The sequence below is a fragment of the Burkholderia sp. HI2714 genome, assembly GCF_002223085.1.
GTDB classification, from domain to species: Bacteria; Pseudomonadota; Gammaproteobacteria; order Burkholderiales; family Burkholderiaceae; genus Burkholderia; species Burkholderia lata_D.
Genome location: NZ_NKFM01000053.1, coordinates 133,777 through 153,603, shown reverse-complemented (window position 1 = coordinate 153,603; position 19,827 = coordinate 133,777). Strand labels below are relative to the sequence as shown.

At 68.4% G+C, this 19,827-nt stretch carries 19 protein-coding genes; 15 read left to right on the top strand and 4 right to left on the bottom strand.

Going from position 1 to position 19,827, the window contains the following annotated elements:
• Positions 1-6: 6 nt before the first annotated feature.
• The gene (locus CFB82_RS27450; RefSeq protein WP_031401467.1) at positions 7-372 is read left to right on the top strand and encodes a response regulator; all 366 of its coding nucleotides are present in this window, start codon (positions 7-9) and stop codon (positions 370-372) included.
• Positions 373-412: 40 nt separating this feature from the next.
• On the opposite strand, the gene CFB82_RS27445 is transcribed toward CFB82_RS27450, so the two are convergent.
• Entirely contained in the window at positions 413-943 is a 531-nt protein-coding gene (locus tag CFB82_RS27445; protein ID WP_089486054.1) for a DMT family transporter, read from the bottom strand.
• Between the two features lie 90 nt (positions 944-1,033).
• Between CFB82_RS27445 and CFB82_RS27440 the strand changes: the two genes are divergently transcribed.
• The 4 genes from CFB82_RS27440 (at position 1,034) to CFB82_RS27430 (ending at position 3,797) form a co-directional block, all read left to right on the top strand.
• On the top strand, positions 1,034-1,939 hold the full coding sequence (locus CFB82_RS27440) for a LysR family transcriptional regulator (RefSeq protein WP_089486053.1): 906 nt from the start codon (positions 1,034-1,036) through the stop codon (positions 1,937-1,939).
• A 144-nt stretch (positions 1,940-2,083) separates the two neighbouring features.
• A complete protein-coding gene (locus tag CFB82_RS43410; protein WP_179255460.1) occupies positions 2,084-2,233 on the top strand; it encodes a hypothetical protein in 150 nt (49 codons plus the stop codon).
• Between the two features lie 10 nt (positions 2,234-2,243).
• Positions 2,244-2,696, top strand: a complete 453-nt coding sequence (locus CFB82_RS27435) for a DUF3592 domain-containing protein (protein ID WP_089486052.1) — start codon at positions 2,244-2,246, stop codon at positions 2,694-2,696.
• Positions 2,697-2,846: 150 nt separating this feature from the next.
• Positions 2,847-3,797 carry a hypothetical protein gene (locus tag CFB82_RS27430; protein ID WP_089486051.1) on the top strand — a complete coding sequence of 317 codons (951 nt, stop codon included), beginning with the start codon at positions 2,847-2,849 and terminating at the stop codon, positions 3,795-3,797.
• 37 nt (positions 3,798-3,834) lie between these two features.
• On the opposite strand, the gene CFB82_RS27425 is transcribed toward CFB82_RS27430, so the two are convergent.
• The gene (locus CFB82_RS27425) at positions 3,835-4,713 is read right to left on the bottom strand and encodes a LysR family transcriptional regulator (RefSeq protein ID WP_069251276.1); all 879 of its coding nucleotides are present in this window, start codon (positions 4,711-4,713) and stop codon (positions 3,835-3,837) included.
• A gap of 137 nt (positions 4,714-4,850) precedes the next feature.
• On the opposite strand from CFB82_RS27425, the gene CFB82_RS27420 reads away from it, so the two are divergent.
• The gene (locus CFB82_RS27420) at positions 4,851-6,281 is read left to right on the top strand and encodes an MFS transporter (protein WP_089486050.1); all 1,431 of its coding nucleotides are present in this window, start codon (positions 4,851-4,853) and stop codon (positions 6,279-6,281) included.
• 187 nt (positions 6,282-6,468) lie between these two features.
• Positions 6,469-7,263, top strand: coding sequence for an enoyl-CoA hydratase (locus tag CFB82_RS27415; RefSeq protein WP_089486049.1), 795 nt, complete (start codon positions 6,469-6,471; stop codon positions 7,261-7,263).
• A gap of 138 nt (positions 7,264-7,401) precedes the next feature.
• On the opposite strand, the gene alr is transcribed toward CFB82_RS27415, so the two are convergent.
• Positions 7,402-8,523, bottom strand: a complete 1,122-nt coding sequence (alr, locus tag CFB82_RS27410) for an alanine racemase (protein ID WP_089486048.1) — start codon at positions 8,521-8,523, stop codon at positions 7,402-7,404.
• A gap of 301 nt (positions 8,524-8,824) precedes the next feature.
• On the opposite strand from alr, the gene CFB82_RS27405 reads away from it, so the two are divergent.
• The gene (locus CFB82_RS27405; RefSeq protein WP_089486047.1) at positions 8,825-9,196 is read left to right on the top strand and encodes an MAPEG family protein; all 372 of its coding nucleotides are present in this window, start codon (positions 8,825-8,827) and stop codon (positions 9,194-9,196) included.
• A gap of 27 nt (positions 9,197-9,223) precedes the next feature.
• Here the strand turns inward: CFB82_RS27405 and CFB82_RS27400 are convergent, their stop codons facing one another.
• Positions 9,224-10,192: a LysR family transcriptional regulator gene (locus tag CFB82_RS27400; protein WP_089486046.1), complete on the bottom strand. Its 969-nt coding sequence runs from the start codon at positions 10,190-10,192 to the stop codon at positions 9,224-9,226.
• Between the two features lie 119 nt (positions 10,193-10,311).
• Between CFB82_RS27400 and CFB82_RS27395 the strand changes: the two genes are divergently transcribed.
• The 7 genes from CFB82_RS27395 (at position 10,312) to CFB82_RS27360 (ending at position 19,657) form a co-directional block, all read left to right on the top strand.
• A complete protein-coding gene (locus tag CFB82_RS27395; RefSeq protein ID WP_089486045.1) occupies positions 10,312-13,851 on the top strand; it encodes an ABC transporter ATP-binding protein/permease in 3,540 nt (1,179 codons plus the stop codon).
• 599 nt (positions 13,852-14,450) lie between these two features.
• Positions 14,451-15,203, top strand: coding sequence for a glutamine ABC transporter substrate-binding protein GlnH (gene glnH, locus CFB82_RS27385; RefSeq protein ID WP_089486044.1), 753 nt, complete (start codon positions 14,451-14,453; stop codon positions 15,201-15,203).
• A 15-nt stretch (positions 15,204-15,218) separates the two neighbouring features.
• The gene (gene glnP / locus CFB82_RS27380) at positions 15,219-15,926 is read left to right on the top strand and encodes a glutamine ABC transporter permease GlnP (RefSeq protein ID WP_174946568.1); all 708 of its coding nucleotides are present in this window, start codon (positions 15,219-15,221) and stop codon (positions 15,924-15,926) included.
• Entirely contained in the window at positions 15,923-16,651 is a 729-nt protein-coding gene (glnQ, locus tag CFB82_RS27375; RefSeq protein WP_011547980.1) for a glutamine ABC transporter ATP-binding protein GlnQ, read from the top strand. Before glnP ends, glnQ begins: the two co-directional genes overlap by 4 nt.
• Before the next feature lie 19 nt (positions 16,652-16,670).
• Positions 16,671-17,720: a C45 family autoproteolytic acyltransferase/hydolase gene (locus CFB82_RS27370; protein ID WP_089486043.1), complete on the top strand. Its 1,050-nt coding sequence runs from the start codon at positions 16,671-16,673 to the stop codon at positions 17,718-17,720.
• 15 nt (positions 17,721-17,735) lie between these two features.
• Positions 17,736-19,070 (top strand): aspartate aminotransferase family protein, encoded by a 1,335-nt coding sequence (locus CFB82_RS27365; protein WP_089486042.1) that lies wholly within the window; start codon positions 17,736-17,738, stop codon positions 19,068-19,070.
• Positions 19,071-19,102: 32 nt separating this feature from the next.
• Positions 19,103-19,657: a carboxymuconolactone decarboxylase family protein gene (locus CFB82_RS27360; RefSeq protein WP_089486041.1), complete on the top strand. Its 555-nt coding sequence runs from the start codon at positions 19,103-19,105 to the stop codon at positions 19,655-19,657.
• Positions 19,658-19,827 lie beyond the last annotated feature (170 nt).

Sequence of the window (19,827 nt, the reverse complement as noted above, 5' to 3'; positions counted from 1 at the left end):
TACGACATGGCAAAGATTCTGGTGGTCGACGATTCGGGCACGGTGCGCGACGAAGTCGCGGGCTTCCTGCGCAATCACGGGCTCGACGTCGCGACGGCCGTCGACGGCAAGGACGGGCTCGCGAAGCTCAAGGCGACGCCCGGCGTGCGCCTCGTGATCAGCGACGTGAACATGCCGAACATGGACGGCCTGACGATGGTCGAGAAGATCCGCGGCGAACTGGCGAACGCGACGGTCAACGTCGTGATGCTGACGACCGAAAGCAGCCCGGCGATGAAGGAACGCGGCAAGGCCGCCGGCGTGAAGGGCTGGATCGTGAAGCCGTTCAAGGGCGACGCGGTGCTCGACGCGCTGAAGAAGCTCGCGGGCTGACGCCCGTCGGGCTGCGGCGCACCCACGCCCGCCCGCCCATTCAGCGCTGCGGTTCGGGTTGCGCGGCTGCCGCGTTGCCGGTAGCGGCCGGCACGCGTGGCGCGGGCGTCTGCCATTGCACGACGATCATCCCCGCGAAGATCAGCGCGACGCCCGCGATGCGGCCGGGTGTCGCGAGCCGCTGCGCGAGCCCCATCAGCCCGTAGTGGTCGATCAGCAGCGACGCGAGCATTTGCCCGGCGACGACGCAGACGATGAAGGTCGTCGCGCCGAGCCGCGGCGTCAGGATCAGCGCGAGCGTGACGTAGATCACGCCCGCGAGGCCGCCGAGCCACATCCACAGCGGGCGCTGCAGCGCGTCGCCGATGAGCGGCGCGTTCGCCCGGGTGGCCAGCAGCACGGGCAGCACGGCGAGCAGGCTGACCGTCAGCGACGCGACGCTCGCCCACAGCGGGTGGCCGAGCGCGCGCCCGAGCGCGGCATTGCTGCCGCCTTGCAGCGGCACGAGCGCGCCGGCGACGAAGGCCGCGACGGCGAGCGGAAGGGTGGCGAAGGACAGGGAAGTCGTCATCTGGGGCGGTCGTGAAAGGAGGTTGAAATGATTGTTGTCCATTAAGATTGCGAATGGAAATTCGTTATTCGGATGCTTCATATTCCTTCCATGAATAATCTGGCCCGTATCGACCTGAACCTGCTCGTGACGCTGCACGTGTTGCTGAGCGAAAAACACATCTCGCGCGCCGCCGTCCGGCTGCACCGCAGCCAGCCGGCCGTGAGCCATGCGCTCGCGCGGCTGCGCGAAATCTTCGGCGATCCGTTGCTCGTGCGGCGCGCGGGCCGGCTCGCGCTCACCGCGCGTGCGAACGAACTGGTCGAGCCGCTGAACGACGTCCTCGGCCGGCTCGGCGCGCTGATCGAGCCGCCGGCGTTCGATCCGTCCGCGGCCACGCGCGTGTTTCGCATCGCGATGTCCGACTACGGCGCGCGGATCGTGCTGCCGGCGCTGGTGAAGACGCTGCGCGCCGACGCGCCGGGCATCGAGCTGATCGTGTCGCAGGCCACGCGCGAGGCGATGCGGATGCAGCTGATGGACGGCGAGGTCGATCTCGCGCTCGGCGTGTTGCCCGCGATGCAGCGCGACCTGCACGCGCAACCGCTGTTCATCGAATCGTTCGCGTGCGTTGCCGATGCGAGCCGCCTGCCGCGCCGCGGCGAACTCGCGCTCGATGCGTGGCTCGCCCGGCCGCATGCGCTCGTCGCAATGCGCGACGGGATGGACAACGAAGTCGATCGCGCGCTCGCGCGCCTAAGGCGCGAGCGGCGCATCGCGGTGATCCTGCCGTTCTGGGGAGTGGCGAACGACCTGATCGCCGGCACCGACCTCGTGCTGACCGTCGCGCGGCGCAACCTCGACCGCGTGCGCGACGATGCACGGCTGCGCATGTTCGAGCCGCCGTTCCCGATCGATGCCTTCGAGTTCGCGCAGCACTGGCACGAGCGCCGGCACGGCGACGCCGCGCATATCTGGCTGCGGCAGACGATCGCGCGCGTCGCGAGCGTCGGGTAGCCGCGCGGGGTGGCCGGCGGGACGCGCGTGCAATTTACAGCGTGCCGCGATCTCCGTATCCTGCCGGATGCCGAGGGCGGCGTGATTGCGCGACCTGCGCAGCACGCACGGCATCCACAACAATCAGGAACGGGACACCTTCCCATGACAATCAGGATCGATCGGGCGGCGCTCGTGCGCGGCGCATGCAACGGCCCATACGAAGGCGTGACCGACGAAACGGGGCGCGGTGTGATGTACCGCTGCAAGACGCAGTCGAAGATCGACGTGTCGTGCTATCAGTCGCGTCCTTGAGGTGAACGGAATGGTATCGGGATCCGGTCGCACCGACGCGCAGCAGACGGAAACGCTGATCGCGAAGGGCGTCGTCTTTACCGTCGTCGGTACGTGCCTGCTGATCGGCGCTGCCCTGTACGCGCAGTCGACGCGCGAATTCCTGCGGACGTCGGTCGTCGTGCCGGGGCGCGTCATCAAGCTGAACGCGGGCCCGCATCATCCGGAGATCGCGTTCACGACGCTCGCGGGCGAGCACGTCGAATACCCGCAGGGCGGCGAGGTCAGCGTGGAGGATGGCGCGACGGTCGAGGTGCGCTACGCACCCGATGCGCCCCATATGACGGCGCGGATGAATACATTCGGGGCAATCTGGGGCGATGCGCTGACAATCGGCGGGATGGGCGTGGTCTTTTTCGTCGGGGGTGTCGGACAGTTGTGGTCGGGCGTGCGCATGTGGCGCAGCGGGCGCAAGCGGAGGTGACCACCCATTGCTCACCGAAACTTGTCGAACCCGGCAAGTAGAACATCATGGAACTCAGATGGCACTGCGGGCCGATCCGGTCGTCACGCACACGATCGCGTGTGCGGCGCCGCAGCACGTTGCCTCGTTACTTCACAGGATCATTCCAGCATGACAATTCGCTTGATGCCGTGGCTCGTCGCGATCGGCGCTGCATTCGCGGGCTTCGCCGCGTACGCGGCCGGCACCGCGCATTCGCTTGACCAGGTGCCCGGGAAGCTCGGTTCGCCCGAAACACGCGCCGCGTACGCGCGCGACATGGGCGGCGCGGAAGTGGACGGTTTCGGTGTGCACCTGCCGCCAGGCTTCACGCGGGAGGGGCTGGCGGCGCAGCTTGCACCGGGCCAGCCGCTTGCGCGTGTCGTGCTGGTCGGCGCGAAACCGTGGCCGCAACGCCCCGGTGCGTTCGTCGCGATCGTGTGCGTGGCACCGACCGACGAGTCTGCGCGCGAGACGCTGCGCTTCCGTGCGCCCACCGATTGCGAAGGCTTCCAGCGCGGCGCCGATGCCGACGACCAGAAAGCACTGGTCTGGCTGGGCGTGTTCGAGCGCGGCCCGGACGGCGTGCCGCGCCTCGTCGCGCGTACCGAACAGCCGCTCGACCAGGCGACAGACTGGAGCAGCACGAATCTCGACAGTCCCGACTACCTCGAACAGGCGACACAGCCGGCTGATCGCGCGTTACGGCCCGAGCGGTGGTCGCGGTTCGATCTCGCGCCGTATGCGCTCCGGGCCGGCGACGCTGCGTTCGGGGTGCGGGCGGGCTGGTCGATCGGCTATTCCGGCGGCGGCGCATCGTTCGAGGCGTTGTACCTGTTCCGGATCGACGGCAAGACGCTGCGCATCGTGTTCGCGCAGCCGATGATGTTCTACCGGGATATCGCCGGTGATTGGCATCGCAACGGCACGCGCGATCACGAGATCACGGAAGGCAGCAATGCGCTCAGTGTGCTGTCGTCCTCGACGGACGGCTTCCACGACTTGCAGTTGCGAGAGCGCGGCGGCAAATGGCGTCAGACGTTTCGCTGGTCTGCTGCCGATGGCGAGTATCAGCCGCGCTGACGCACCGGCCTGTTAGCAGGCCACTACCGGCGGGCTACTACCGGCCCGCCGCCGCAGTCGCGAATTCATCGACGACGGCTTCGATCACCGCCTGCACGCGCGCGGTCTTGTAGAGATCGGCATGGGCGACGAGCCACACGTCGAAATGATTGCACCGCTGCGTCATGAGCCGCACCAGCTCCGGCTCGGTGTCGGCGCGGAAGCACGGCAGCTCCGCAATGCCGAGCCCCGCCAGCGTGGCTTCCACCAGCATCATCGTCGACGACGTCTGGAACATCACGCGGCCGCGCGACGTCGGCTCGCCGCACAGCGCGTCCCACATCGTCGGCACCACCGGCTGCTGATACATCACCAGATCGTGCCCGTCGAACGCGCTGCCCGCGACCGGTTCGCCCCGTTCGGCCAGGTAGCGGCGGGATGCGTAGATGCCCGTTTCGAGATGCCCGAGCCGCCTGACGATCAGGTCCGGAGATTCCGGCCGCAACGTGCGGATCGCGAGATCCGCTTCGCGGCGCGTGAGGTTGGTGATTTGCGCCGACGTCACGCACACGACGTCGATGCCGGCGTGCTTGCGCCGCAAGTTGGCGATCGCGGGCACGACGAAGCGCTTGCCGAGCGTGTCGGTCGTCGCGATGCGCACGGACCCGGCCAGTTGTTCGTCGAGCCCCATCACGCGGCGTTCGATCGTCAGCGATGCGCGCTCCATCGTTTCGGCCGGTTCGAGCAGCGCTTCGCCCGCGGTCGTCAGCACATAGAGGGACGGCGTGCGCAGAAACAGCCGGGCCGATAGCTCTTCCTCGAGCGCGGCGATCCGGCGTCCGACCGTCGCCTGGTCCACATTCAGCTGCGACGCGGCGCCGCGCAGCGTGCCGGTGCGCGCCAGTGCGAGGAAGAAGCGGGCGTTGTCCCAGTTCATGCGAATCGATTGTGTCATCGGGCAGGCGGCGACGCACGGGAAGAGGTGATGCAGATCTGCATCAGGTAGATGCGAAATTATCACTTTTCCGCATCGCGCGCCCGGTCCTAGACTTCCGGCATCTGCATGGAGGTGTCATGTCCGATTGCCATTCCGATTCCGTCCCCGTTTCCCCGGTCGCGCTCGCGGCATCGAGCCGCGCGACGGCGCGCGAGCAGCGCCTGACGCTGGCGCTCGTCGCCATCGGGATGTTCATGGCGGTGCTCGATTCGACGATCGTCAATGTCGCGCTGCCCGCGATGCGCACGAGCCTCGGCGCGACGGTCGCAGAGCTTGCATGGATCGTCGACGCGTATACGCTCAGCTTCGCCGCGCTGATCCTCGCGGGCGGTGCGCTGTCCGACCGGTTCGGCGCGAAGCACGTATACCTTGCCGGGCTGGCGCTGTTCGTCGGAGCGTCGGCCGCATGCGGTGTCGCGTCGTCGGTGGCCGTCCTCGTGGTCGCGCGCTTCGTGCAGGGCATGGGTGCCGCGCTCTTCCTGCCTGCGTCGCTCGCGATCGTACGCAGCACCTTCGACGTGCCGGCCGAGCGCGCGCGGGCGATCGCGGTGTGGGCCGGCATCGCGTCGGTCGCGGTCGCCGTGGGGCCGGTGCTGGGCGGGATCCTGGTCGACGATTTCGGCTGGCGCAGCGCATTCCTGATCAACGTGCCGACCGGCGCGGTCGCCTTTGCCGGCGCGGCGGCGCTCGTTCGCGCATCGGTCGCGCGGGATGTGCGCCACTTCGACTGGGCCGGCCAGTGCGTCAGTGCGGCGGCGCTCGGCGCACTGTGTTTCGCGGTGATCGAATTGCCGACGCGCGGCGCCGGCGCCACGGAGGTCCGTGCCGCGTTGCTGATCGCCGTGCTCGCCGCCGCCGTGCTGGTCGTCGTGGAGCGGCGCGCCCGCCATCCGATGGTGCCGCTTGCATGGTTTCGCAACCGCGTGTTCGTCGCGATGAACTTGATGGGCAGCCTCGTCTATGTCGGCTACTTCGGGCTGCTGTTCGTGCTGAGTCTGTACCTGCACGGGCGCTTCGGCATGAGCGCGCGGCAGATCGGGCTGACGCTGCTGCCGTTCGCGCTGAGTCTGTCGCTCGGTAATCTGCTGTCGGGAAAACTGCATGGTCACGTTCGTCCGGTCACGCTGATGGCGAACGGCCTCGCGATGGCCGCGCTGGCCATTCCGGCGATCGCGATTGCGCTTGCGCTGCATGCGCCGTGGCCGGTGGTGTGGACGGCGATGGCCGCCTTCGGCACCGGGACCGCGCTGTCGGTCGCGCCGATGATCGCGACGGTGCTCGAACAGGTGCCTGCCGACGCGGCGGGCGTCGCGTCCGGGTTCCTCAACGCGGCGCGGCAGGCCGGCAGCCTGCTCGGCGTGGCCGTCGCAGGCGCCGCGACAATACTGTTGCCGGATCTGACCGATGCGCTGTGGGCGGTCGCGGCGCTCGGGGGTGTCGCCTACGCGATTGCCGCGCTGGCCGCGAGGACGGCGGGCCGTGCGGAAGCCGCGCAGCGGGTCCGTTGACGCTTGACGCGCGCGCGGCATGGTCGTTGCGCAGTGGCCGGCAGGCCGCCGCGCATGCGCATGCGGCGGCGCGACTGGACGTCGTGCCGAATGTGGAGGACCATTTCCCCGACATGCCGCGGGCGGGCGCGATGGCCGCTCGTTCGCATCGCCCCGAATCCTGCCGAACCCCGCCGAGCGGAACACCATGGAACCCATTCACGAGACAGCCGAGCCGATCCTGCTGCGCGACACGCGCGACGGCGTCGTCACGCTGCGCCTGAATCGCCCGCAGCAGTTCAACGCGTTGTCCGAAGCGATGCTTTCGGCGCTGCACGATGCATTCGATACGCTGGCTGCCGATCCGCACGTGCGCTGCGTCGTGCTGACCGCGGAAGGCAAGGCGTTCTGCGCGGGCCACGACCTGCGGCAGATGCGCAGCAAGCCCGAACTCGATTACTACCGCACGCTGTTCGCACAGTGCAGCCGCGTGATGCTCGCGATGCGCGCGTTACCGGTGCCGGTGATCGCGCGCGTGCACGGCATCGCGACGGCGGCCGGCTGTCAGCTCGTCGCCGCGTGCGACCTGGCGATCGCGGCCGACACCGCGCGCTTCGCGGTATCGGGCATCAACGTCGGACTGTTCTGTTCGACGCCGGCCGTTGCGTTGAGCCGCAACGTCACGGCGAAGCGCGCGTTCGACATGCTCGTGACCGGGCGCTTCGTCGACGCGGCAACGGCCGCCGCGTGGGGCCTCGTCAACGAGGCCGTGCCCGAGGACGCGCTCGATGCGGCCGTTGCGCGCAAGGTCGCGGAGATCGTCGCGAAGAGCCCGGCCGCGGTGCGGTACGGCAAGCAGATGTTCTATCGCCAGCGCGAGTTGCCGCTCGACGAAGCCTATGCGTATGCGGGCGACGTGATGGCGCGCAACATGATGGAGGAGGATGCGGGTGAAGGGATCGACGCGTTCCTCGAGAAGCGCAAGCCGACGTGGCGTTCGTAGTGCGTTGAACGAAGCGGAAGGGCCGTCACCCAGGCCTTTCGCTCACACTGAAATGCAAGCGGGCCGCCCGAAGGCGACCCGCAACCGAAGCGCACGTCAGGCGACGCAACAGCGTGTGCGTCGCCGCCTCTCCGCCGGTCAGCGCCCGTAGCTCCCGGTCCGCAGCGTCGGCTGTTCGCTCGACGCACCCGGCGGCACGATCACGACCGGCACGCGGCGCGCGAGCGCGCACATCAGCTCGTAGCCGATCGTGCCGCTGGCTTCCGCCACGTCATCCACCTTCACCTGGTCGCCCCACAGCTCGACACTCGACCCGATGCCCGCGTTCGGGCACGGCGTGAGATCGACGGTCAGCATGTCCATCGACACGCGGCCGACGACGCGCGTCATCACGCCGTCCACCGCGATCGGCGTGCCGGTCGGTGCGTGGCGCGGATAGCCGTCCGCATAGCCGCACGCGACGACGCCGATCCGCATCGGCCGGTCGGCCGTGAAGCGGCGGCCGTAGCCGACGGTTTCTTCCGGCGACAACGTCTGCACGCCGATGATCTTGCTCGTCAGCGTCATCGCGGCCATCAGCGGCGTATCGGCGATATCCCGCGCCGCACCCGTCGGCGATGCACCGTACAGGATCGTGCCGGGCCGCACCCAGTCGCGGTGCGCGCGCGGATGCCACAGCACGGCGGCCGAATTCGACGTCGAGCGCTCGCCCGGAATCCCCGCGGTAGTCGCATCGAACTGATCGAGCTGCCAGTCGACTTCGCCTTCGTCGGCGTTCGCGAAATGCATCATCAGCGTGATCTTGCCGATCGACGGCGCGCTGGCCGCACGCTCCCACGCGGCACGGAAAACGGCGGGGCGGTAGCCGAGCCGGTTCATCCCGGAGTTCATCTTGAGCTGGATGTCGATCGGCTGCTGCGGCTTTGCCGCGATCAACAGGTCGAGCTGATCGTCGCAGTGCACGGCCACCGTCAGGCGGTGGCGATCGGCCAGCTCGACGTCGGCCGGCTCGAAGATCCCTTCGAGCAGCAGCACGGGCTTGTCCCAGCCGAGTTCGCGCACGCGCACGGCTTCGTCGAGATCGAGCAGTGCGATGCCGTCGGCGGCCGCGAGGCCCGGGTAGATCCGCTCGATGCCGTGGCCGTACGCATCGGCCTTGACCACGCCCCACACGCGCGATCGCGCGGCCGTGCGGCGGATGAAGTCGAGGTTGTGGCGGACGGCGTCAGGGCGGATATGGGCGACGATGGGACGGGGCATGGCGATGGCTCGGATCGGATGTCGTTCGGCGCGCGCGGCGGCGCGGGTTCGGCGGCCTGGCGCGACAACGCGCCGGGCCAGTGTTGAACGCTATCTTATTGGTGTTCGACCAGTTTTAATTAACGTTTTTGTCGATGATTTGGTGGAAATTTGGGTGTCGAACCCAGTGCGTCGCGGCTGTCGACGGGCCGCGTCGCCGAGTCTCCCGTCTAGAAAACCGGTGCGCGAACAGCGCGACGCAATGCTAAGCTCTCGGCGATCTTGTCATTGCTCAATGTAATCATAAAGGAGGAGACTTTTGATGACGACGTCCCAGCTGTGCCTGTTCATCGTGGCGCTGTTGCCGTTCCCGATGACGTTTCTCGCGAAGGCCCGCAAAGGCTACGACAACCGCACGCCGCGCGACTACCTGGCGAAGCTCGAAGGCTGGCGCGCCCGCGCGCAGGCCGCGCACCAGAACGCGTGGGAAGCGCTTGCACTGTTCACGGCCGCGCTGGTGGTGGCATGGCACAACGGCGCGAACGTGCATCGCGTCGACCAGCTGGCGATCGCGTTCGTCGCGATCCGCATCGTCTACACGCTGATGTACCTGCTGAACTGGGCGTCGCTGCGTTCGCTCGTGTGGTTCGGCGGGATGGCGTGCGTGGTGGCGTTGTTCTTCGCTGCGCCGTAAGCGGCGCATGCGGGCGAGGCCGGTGCGTTACTTGCCGGTCGCGCCGCCCGTGCCGCGCACGCGACTGTCGTTGGATGCGGGCGCAACGATCGGGCCCGCGATCGGCGCTGCGTCCGCGTCCGCTTCGGCTTCGCGGCGCAGGAACGCGATCAATGGATCGAGCAGCCGGTGCCGCGTCGACGGGTTGCGGCGCAGCACGAAGCGCCACGACGCGGCGCGTTCGAGGCCCGGCCTCAGTGGCACGAGGCGCCCGCTGCGCAGCTCGGGCTCGATCAGCGGCGCGCGGCCGAGCGCGATGCCCGCGCCCCCGACCGCCGCGCCGATGACCTGGCTGAAACTGCTGTAGCGGACGATCTTCGTCTCGAAGTCGCCCGGCAGGCCGAACTCCGCGGACCAGTTGCGCCAGTCGATCTCGGGGCTGTGCTCGTGCATCTCCTGAAGCAGCCGGGAGCGGCACACGTTCACCGAGGCATACGGATGCAGTTCGGGGCTGCATACCGGGAACACCGTTTCCTGCAGCAGGATGTCGTCGTCGGCCTGCAGCCGATGCGCGGGCACGTGCACGATCGCCAGATCGACGCCGCTGCGCGCGAAATCCGGTTCGTCGTCGAGCACGACGGCATGCAGCGGCGTGTCGGGATGAAGTGACGAGAATTCCGCGAGGCGGCGTGCGAGCCACATCGCCGAAAACGGCGCGTTGGCGGATACGGTGAGCCGTTGCGCGGTGCCGCGAATCTCGGCACAGGCGTCGGTCAGCCGCGACAGCGCATCGCTGACAGCCGGCAGCAGGCGGGCGCCGGCCGGCGTGAGGCTGATGCCGCCGAGCCCCGTGCTGCGTTCGAGCAGCCGCGCGCCGAGCGATTCCTCGAGCGCGCGAATCTGGTGACTGACCGCACTCGTCGACACGTTCAGCTCGACCGCCGCGCGCGCGAACCCGCCGAGGCGGACGGCCGCCTCGAAAGCTCGCAATGCGCTGAGGGGAGGGAGGTGCGACATGCGGGGTATTGTAGTTGACTCAACACCCGTTGAAAAATCATCTTTTGCCGCGCACGGGCCGCGCGGGTAGCCTCGATCCGGTCAACAAAAAACATCATCGGACACGACCGGAGGGCTTCATGTATTTCGACCGACGACTATGGGCAATGATGGCGGGACTGCGCTGGCGGGTTGCCGCGGCCGTCGCGCTCGGCCTGCTCGCGATGGGTGTCGGGATCCTGCGTTTCGTCTTTCTCGGCCGCGTGCTGGCGGGGGTCTTTTCCGGCGCGCCGGCACGCAGCATCGGCGAAGCCGTCGTTGCAACGGCGGCTTGCGTGCTGCTGCGCGCGTGGCTCGACCATCGCCGCACGGTGCTCGCGCAGCACACGGCCGGGCGCGTGCAGGCCACGTTGCGCGCGCGGCTGTTCGACCGGATCGCCGCGCTCGGCCCCGCGTGGTTCAGCGGCGAACGCACGGGCGGCGTGATGCTGGCCGTCGTCGATGGCGTCGAACAATTGCAGACGTTTTTCGGCACCTACTTGCCGCAGCTCGTGATCGCCGCCTGCGCGCCGGTGATGATCTTCGCGGTGCTCGCGTGGTGGGACGTGCCGACGGCCGCGATCCTGCTGGTCGCGGCGCTCGTCACGCTCGCGTTGCCGCAGCTCGTGCATCGCGCCGACAAGCGTGCGGCGCTTGCGCGCTCGGCCGCCTTCAAGGCGTTCGGCGAGGAGTTTCTCGACGCGGTGCAAGGCTTGCCGACGCTGAAGGCGTTCGGGCAAAGCACGGCATTCGGCGCGAAGCTGGCCGCGAAGGCGCGCGCACTGTCCGACAGCACGTTCTGGGTGCTCGCGCTCGGCCTGCTGACGCGGCTTTTCACGGATCTCGGCACCGGCCTCGGCGCGGCCGCCGCGATCGCGGTCGGCGCGTGGCGCGTGCGGCACGGCGACATGAGCCTCGAGGCGCTGCTGATCGTGCTGATGGCCGGCAGCGAAATCTTCCGGCCGCTGCGCGACCTGCGTTCCGTGCTGCACCAGGGGATGATCGGCCAGTCGGCGGCGAATGCGATCCACGCGCTGCTCGACGCGGATAGCCATGCACCGGCGGCCGACGCGCCGCGTGTGACGGGACTGCGGCCGGAGATCGCGTTCGACGCCGTCAGCTTCGCGTATCCAGGGCGCCGCGCGGACGCGCATGCGGCACTGAGCTTCTCGGTTCGCGAAGGCGAGACGGTGGCGATCGTCGGGCCGAGCGGCGCGGGCAAGTCGACCATCGTGCGCCTGCTGCTGCGCCAGCACGATGCCCAGGGCGGCGCGATCCGCATCGGCGGCCGCGACGTGCGCACGCTCGATGCCGGCCAGGTGCGCGAGATGATCGCGGTCGTCGCGCAGGATGCGACGCTGTTCGACGGCAGCGTGGCCGACAACCTGCGGCTCGGCCGCCCCGATGCGAGCGATGCGGACATGATCGCCGCCGCGCGTGCCGCCAACGCACACGATTTCATTGCGGCGCTGCCCGACGGCTACGCGACGCGCATCGGCGAACGCGGACTCATGTTGTCGGGCGGCCAGCGCCAGCGCCTCGCGATTGCCCGCGCGCTGCTGCGCGATGCGCCGATCCTGTTGCTCGACGAGGCGCTGTCGTCGGTGGACGCGGAGAACGAAGCGCTGATCCAGCAGGCGCTCGACCGGCTCACGCGCGGGCGGACGACGCTCGTGCTCGCGCACCGGCTGTCCAGCGTGATCGGCGCCGATCGCATCCTGGTGCTCGACCAGGGGCAGGTGGTCGACGAGGGCACGCACGCGGCGCTGATCGCGCGCGACGGCCCGTATCGCCGGCTGATGGGGTCGCAACTGGAAGCGGTCGCCGAATCGGTCGGTGTGGCGGCGACGGCCGGCGCGACCGCGCGCGCGTCGTCGGGCCCGCAGGTGCGGCCGCTGAACGACGATGCGGCGGAGATCGGCTGGCCGGAAACCCTGCAGACGCTGCTGCGCTTCGTGCGCCCGTGGACGGGCAAGGTCGTGCTGACGGTGCTGTTCGGGATCGGCCGCGTGCTCGCGTTTATCGGCGTCGGCGTGATCGGCGCGCTGGTGGTCGGAGCGGTACCTGGCGGCCAAGTGAACTCCACGCTCGTCACCGCGCTGCTCGTGATCGCGCCGGTAGCGGCCGTGCTGCACTGGCTCGAATCGTGGCTCGCGCACGACATGGCGTACCGGCTGCTCGCGGAAATGCGCATCGCGCTGTTCGGGACGCTCGAACGCCTCGCGCCGGCCGGGCTGCTGCGCCGTCGTTCCGGCGATCTCGTGTCGCTCGCCACGCAGGACGTCGAGACCGTCGAATATTTCTATGCGCACACGCTGGCGCCCGCGTTCGTCGCGGTGCTCGTGCCGGCTGCCGTGCTGGTGCTGCTCGCGTCGGTTGCCTGGCCGCTCGCGCTCGTGCTGCTGCCGTTCCTGCTGTGGGCCGGGCTCGCGCCGGTGCTGGCGCGGCGCGACGTCGACCGGCTCGGTACCGGCGCGCGCGAAGCGCTCGGCCAGCTCGGCGCGCACCTGACCGAAACGATCCAGGGGCTCGCGGAGCTGACCGCGTTCCAGGCCGTTGCGCGCCGGCGCGCAGCGTTCGTGGCCGAAGTCGACGCGTACCGCAAGCAACGCGCAAAGCTGCTCGACGATCTGTCGGCGCAAAGTGCCGCGCTGGAAATCGCGAGCGGGCTCGGCGGGCTGGTCGTTGCGGCGCTCGGCGCGCTGCTGTGCGCGCGCGGCTGGTTTCCGCGCGAGTCGTTGCCGTTGCTGGTGCTGGTGGCGGTGGCCGCGTTCATGCCGGTGGCCGAAATCGGCCAGGTCGCGCGCCAGCTCGCCGACACGATCGCATCGACGCGCCGCTTGCGTGCGCTGGAGAAGGAGCCGGTGCCGGTGACGGACGGCACGCAAGCGATGCCTGCCGATCCGGCGGTGCGTTTCGAGGCCGCGTCCTTCACGTATCCGGGCCGCAGCGTGCCCGCGATCGACCGCGTGAGCTTCGAGGTGCCGCCCGGCAGCACGGTCGCGCTGGTCGGCGCGTCGGGCGCCGGCAAGTCGACGGTCGCGAGCCTGCTGCTGCGCTTCTGGGATCCGCAGCAGGGCCGCGTGACGCTCGGCGGCGTCGACCTGCGCGACCTGCGGCTCGACGACCTGCGGCAGCATATCGCGCTGGTTGCGCAGGATACCTACCTGTTCAACGACACGCTCGAAGCGAACATCCGGCTCGCCGCGGGCGATGCGTCCGACGCGGCCGTGCAGCGCGCGATCGACCATGCAGCGCTCGGCGACTTCGTCGCGCGGCTGCCGGACGGGCTCGCGACGCGCGTCGGCGAGCGCGGCGTGCAGCTGTCGGGCGGCCAGCGCCAGCGTGTCGCGATTGCACGCGCGTTCCTCAAGGATGCGCCGGTGCTGATCCTCGACGAAGCGACGTCCCATCTGGACACGATCAGCGAGCAGCAGATCCGCGCGGCGCTGGAAGACCTGATGACGCAGCGCACGTCGATCATCATCGCGCACCGGCTGTCGACCGTGCGCAACGCCGACCTGATTCTCGTGATGGAGCACGGCGGCGTGATCGAGGCCGGACGGCATGCGGACCTGATGGCGCGGCAGGGCGCGTATGCGCGGCTCGTGTCGCATCAGGCGAGCGGGGTGGCGGCGTAAGCGAAGCTGCATCGGAGGCGCGCGGCCGGCCGGCTGGGCCGTGCGCATTCCGCAACATGCGTTGAACCGCGCCGGCGATTGCCGGCGTCGCGGGGGCGGCCGCACCGGCACGGCACGACGCCGCGCCGAAGCGCCGACGATCCGCGCCGACAAATGCGCCGACAAATGCGCCGACAAATGCGCCGACAAACGCGCCGACAAACGCGCCGACAAACGCGCGGCGGCGGCAGTTGTCCGGCCAGTCGCGCCGTCATGCTCCTCTCGCGCGTGATGTGCCGTTGACGGCAAACCCTCCCGGCCAGTCCCCAGTCACTGCCAACTGCCCATCAGACGCCGCCGTCGGCCGGCGCAGCGCGACCCAGCCCGGCCGCTTCGCCCCGGAGCCGCTTTCCCTTTCCTCCGATTTATCCGCCCCGCGCGCCGCGGGTTTGTCTCGATGCATTTATCCGTTGCGGACTTTTTTGTTGTCGTAGTATCGCCGTTGACAACACTTGTTGCACTAAGGTCTAATTCGACATCGCATGTTGCGGTGCGGCTTGATGTCGTCGTTCCGCCGGCCGGCTGGCCGGTCACATCGCTCAACCATGCGGAGAGAAACCATGAGTCGCCGTTCCTTCCTGAAAGCCGTCGCGGTCGCTGCCGCGCTCGGCGCCAGCATCGCCCATGCGGATACCAAGACGCTCGTCGTCGGGACCGATACGTCGTTCATGCCGTTCGAGTTCAAGCAGGGCGACAAGTACGTCGGCTTCGATCTCGACCTGTGGGCGGAGATCGCGAAGGACCAGGGCTGGAAATACACGATCCAGCCGATGGATTTCGCGGGCCTGATCCCGGCGCTGCAGACGCAGAACATCGACGTCGCGCTGTCGGGCATGACGATCAAGGAGGAGCGGAAGAAGGCGATCGACTTCTCCGCGCCGTACTACGACAGCGGCCTCGCGGCGATGGTGCAGACCGGCAACACGACGATCAAGTCGATCGACGACCTGAACGGCAAGGTGATCGCCGCGAAAACGGGCACCGCGACGATCGACTGGATCAAGGCGCACCTGAAGCCGAAGGAGATCCGCCAGTTCCCGAACATCGACCAGGCCTACCTCGCGCTCGAAGCCGGCCGCGTCGACGCGGCGATGCACGACACGCCGAACGTGCTGTTCTTCGTGAACAACGAAGGCAAGGGCAAGGTGAAGGTCGCGGGCCAGCCGGTCAGCGGCGACAAGTACGGGATCGGCTTCCCGAAGGGCAGCGCGCTGGTGCCGAAGGTCAATGCGTCGCTCGTGAAGATCAAGGCCGACGGCCGCTACGCGCAGATCTACAAGAAGTGGTTCGGCGCCGAACCGCCGAAGATGTGAGCGTGACCACGCGCCATGGTGCGGCCGAGTGGCCGCGCCGGTCTTGATTCGAACGGGGAGCGACAAGTGAATTTCGATTGGTCGGCGATCTGGGCGGCGTTGCCGGACCTGATGGATGGGGTCCGGTTGACGGTGTTCATCGCATTTTTCGGGCTGGTGGGCGGCTTCATCGTCGGGATGGTCGCGGGCATGTTCCGCGCATACGGACCGAAGGCGATGAACGTGCTCGCGCAGGTTTATATTGAATTGATTCGCGGCACGCCGATCGTCGTGCAGGTGATGTTCCTGTATTTCGCGCTGCCGCTGCTCGCGCATATCCGCATCGACGGCCTGACGGCCGCGATCATCGCGATCACGGTGAATTCCGGCGCGTATCTCGCGGAAGTGGTGCGCGGCGCGCTGCTGTCGATCCCAAAGGGGCTGACGGAAGCGGGGCTCGCGATGGGCTTGTCGATGCCGCGTGTGCTGCTGAAGATCGTCGGGCCGCTCGCGTTCCGGCGGCTGATTCCGCCGCTCGGCAACCAGTGCATCGTGAGCCTGAAGGACACGTCGCTGTTCATCGTGATCGGCGTCGGCGAGCTGACGCGCAAGGGACAGGAGATCATCGCGGGCAATTTCCAGGCGGTCGAGATCTGGAGTGCGGTGGCCGTTATCTACCTGATACTGACCGGCGTGATGACGCTGACGCTTCGGCTCGTCGAAAAGCGCATGAGGATTCTATGAGCATGATCGAATTCCAGAACGTGTCGAAGAGCTTCGGCCACGTGCCGGTGCTGAAGAACATCGACCTGAAGATCGACGCGGGCGAGGTGGTCGTCGTGGTCGGCCCGTCGGGCTCGGGCAAATCGACGATGTTGCGCTGTATCAACGCGCTGGAGAAAATCACCGGCGGCGAGTTGCTGGTCGACGGCCAGAGCGTGCGCGGCAACGCGACGACGATCCGCAACATCCGGCTCGAAGCCGGCATGGTGTTCCAGCAGTTCAACCTGTTCCCGCAAATGACCGCGCTCGAGAACGTGATGTTCGGGCCGATGCAGGTGCGCGGCGCGTCGCGCGCCGACGCGCGCGACCAGGCGATGGCGCTGCTCGACAAGGTCGGCCTCGAATCGCGCGCGAATCATTATCCGTCGGAGCTGTCGGGGGGCCAGCAGCAGCGTGTCGCGATCGCGCGTGCGCTCGCGATCCGGCCGCGGCTGATGCTGTTCGACGAGCCGACGTCGGCGCTCGATCCGGAATTGCGCCACGAAGTGCTGAAAGTGATGCAGGATCTCGCGACCGAAGGCATGACGATGATCGTCGTCACGCACGAGATCGGCTTCGCGAAGCGGGTCGGCACACGCTTGCTGTTCATGGATCAGGGCGGGATTGCCGAGGACGGCCATCCGGTCGACCTGATCGACCGGCCGCCGACGCCACGCCTGAAGGAATTCCTGAAACACGTGTCCTGAACGAAACCGAAATACCGACATGCCGCTTTCCCTTTCCCCTGTCATCGCCGGCGCGCCGTTCGACATCGGCGTGCGCCTCGGCGAGCTCGCCCGCCCCGTGTTCGACGAATACATGCAGCAGAGCAGCGCGTGGCAGGCCGTGCGCCGCTGGCGCGGCCATCCGTTCGTCGCCGCGCTGCGGCAGGCTGCGCTGGCCGCGTATCCGGATCTCGTCGCGGAGCTGGACGGGATCGCGGCGGGTGTCGGCTGGCCGGCCGAGGACATCTTTCTGTGGAACTGCCGCGGCGAGCTGATCCACAACGCGCCGGACGGCTGCACGACGCTTGCCGCGCGTGACGCGGCCGGCACGCGCTGGATCGCGCACAACGAGGACGGCGATCCGTACCTGCGCGAGCGCTGCCTGCTCGTCGACGTGCAACCGGCGGGCAAGCCCGGCTTCATCAGCTTCTATTACCCCGGTTCGCTGCCGGGCCATACCTTTGCCGCGAACCGCGCGGGCATCGCGCAGGCGATCAACAACCTGCGGATCCGCACGCCGGCAGCGGGCGTGCCGCGGATGATCCTCGCGCGCGCGGTGCTCGATGCGACGTCGCTCGACGCGGCGGCCGACGTGCTGCGCGGCCATGCGCGCGCGAGCGGCTTTCATCACACGCTGGGCGCGACCTGCGATGCGCGGCTGCTGAGCATCGAGGCGAGCGTCGCGCGCTGTTCGGTGGTCGACGTCGCGCGGCTTACGGGGCATGCGAACCATCTCGTGCACCCGGGCTGCGACGCGGAAGCGCAGATCGTCACGCAATCGTCGGCCGACCGCCAGCGTCGCGTCGATGCGCTCACGCCCGCCATCGACGCGATCGACGAAGCCGCGCTGCTGCGCGTGCTCGGCGATCGCGCGCCGGAAGGGCTGCCGATCTACCGCGACGATCCGGCCGACCCCGACGACGAGAACACGCTGGCCACCGCCGTGTTCGCGATCGGCGCGGCATCGATCGATTTCACCCTTCACCAACACGGCACGCAGCGTTTCGCGACGCGCATCGTGCCGTCCGGACGCGCGCACGACGCGTCCTGATCCATGAGGCAACGCATGACGACCGTTTTCCATCGCGCTCCGCGCGCCACCTTGCCCGTTGCCGTCGCAGGCGAGGGTATCGAGATCATCGACTCGACCGGCAAACGCTATATCGACGCGTGCGGCGGCGCGGCCGTTTCGTGTCTCGGCCACAGCAACCAGCGCGTGATCGACGCGATCAAGCGGCAGGCGCAGCAACTGGCGTACGCCCATACGTCGTTCTTCACGACCGACGTGGCGGAGGAACTGGCCGACCGGCTCGTCGACGCCGCGCCGGCCGGCCTCGAACACGTGTATTTCGTGTCGGGCGGCTCCGAGGCGGTCGAGGCCGCGCTGAAGCTCGCACGCCAGTATTTCGTCGAAAAGGGCGAGCCGCAGCGCCGCCATTTCATCGCGCGACGCCAGAGCTATCACGGCAACACGCTCGGCGCGCTCGCGATCGGCGGCAATGCGTGGCGGCGCGAGCCGTTCCTGCCGCTGCTGATCGAGGCGCACCACGTGAGCCCGTGTTATGCGTACCGCGACCAGCAGGCGGGTGAAACCGACGAAGCGTATGCGCAACGCCTGGCGGACGAACTCGAGCAGAAGATCGTCGAACTCGGCGCGGAAAACGTCGCGGCGTTCGTCGCGGAAACGGTGGTGGGCGCAACGGCCGGCGCGGTGCCGCCGGTGCGCACGTACCTGAAGAAGATTCGCGCGGTGTGCGACAAGTACGGCGTGCTGCTGATCCTCGACGAGATCATGTCGGGGATGGGCCGCACGGGCTACCTGTACGCGTGCGATGAAGACGGCGTCGCCCCCGACCTGCTGACGATCGCGAAAGGGCTCGGCGCGGGCTACCAGCCGATCGGCGCGACGCTCGTCAGCGACCGCATCTACCGGACGATCGTCGACGGCTCGGGTTTCTTCCAGCACGGTCACACGTACCTCGGCCATGCGACCGCCTGCGCGGCCGCGCTCGAAGTGCAGCGCGTGATCGCCGAAGAGCAACTGCTCGACAACGTGAAGGCGCGCGGCGAGCAACTGCGCGCGTCGCTGCGCGAGCATTACGGCGCGCATCCGCATATCGGTGACGTGCGCGGCCGCGGGCTGTTCGTCGGCGTCGAGCTCGTGCGCGATCGCGACAGCAAGGCGACGTTCGATCCGGCGCTGAAGCTGCATGCGGCGGTCAAGCGCGAAGCGATGCAGCGCGGCCTGATGGTGTATCCGATGGGCGGGACGATCGACGGCGTTCACGGCGATCACATCCTGGTCGCGCCGCCGTTCATTTGCACCGCGCAGCAGATCGATACGATCGTCGAGCGGCTGTCGGGCGCGATCGGTACGGCGCTCGCGTCGGCCGGCGCGTGACCGCATTCATCGAACCTAGTCCGGACTTCGCCATGACCAACAGATTGCCTCCGTTCGATCCCGCATCGGCCACCGATGAGCAGAAGGCCGTGCTGGCCGACATTCTCAATGGCCCGCGCGGCAACCTGAACGGGCCGTTTCTCGGCTGGATCGCGAGCCCCGAGCTGGCTCAGCACGCACAGAAGCTCGGCGCGTTCTGCCGCTATCGCACGGGCCTGCCGCTGCGCCTGTCGGAACTCGCGATTCTCGTGACGGCCGCGCGCTGGCGCTCGCAGGCCGAGTGGCACATCCACCATCCGATCGCACTCGAGGCGGGCGTGCCGGCCGCGACGGCCGACGCGATCCGGCGCGGCGTCGCACCCGCATTCGAGTCGGACGACGATGCGCTGATCCATGCATTCGCGAGCGAGCTGTACGACACGCGGCGCGTGAGCGATGCGACGTTCGCGCGTGCGCAAGCGCGCTTCGGCCACGAAACCGTCGTCAATCTCGTTGCATTGCTCGGCTACTACGCGCTCGTCGCGATGACGCTGAACACGTTCGGCATGCGCGCAGACGGACAAACTGATTTGCCGTTTCCGGAATAGTCGCTGCCGGCGCGTGCGGCGGCGGTAGGCCGTCCGCGCGTCCGGATTGCCCGAAAAGCCCGTATTCACGGGCTTTTCGGCGTTTCGGCATGGCGCGATCCGGCATCTCGCTACGCCGTGACAACGCACACCGCATGACCTGCGCGTCAGCGCAGGAAATTTTCCCCGTA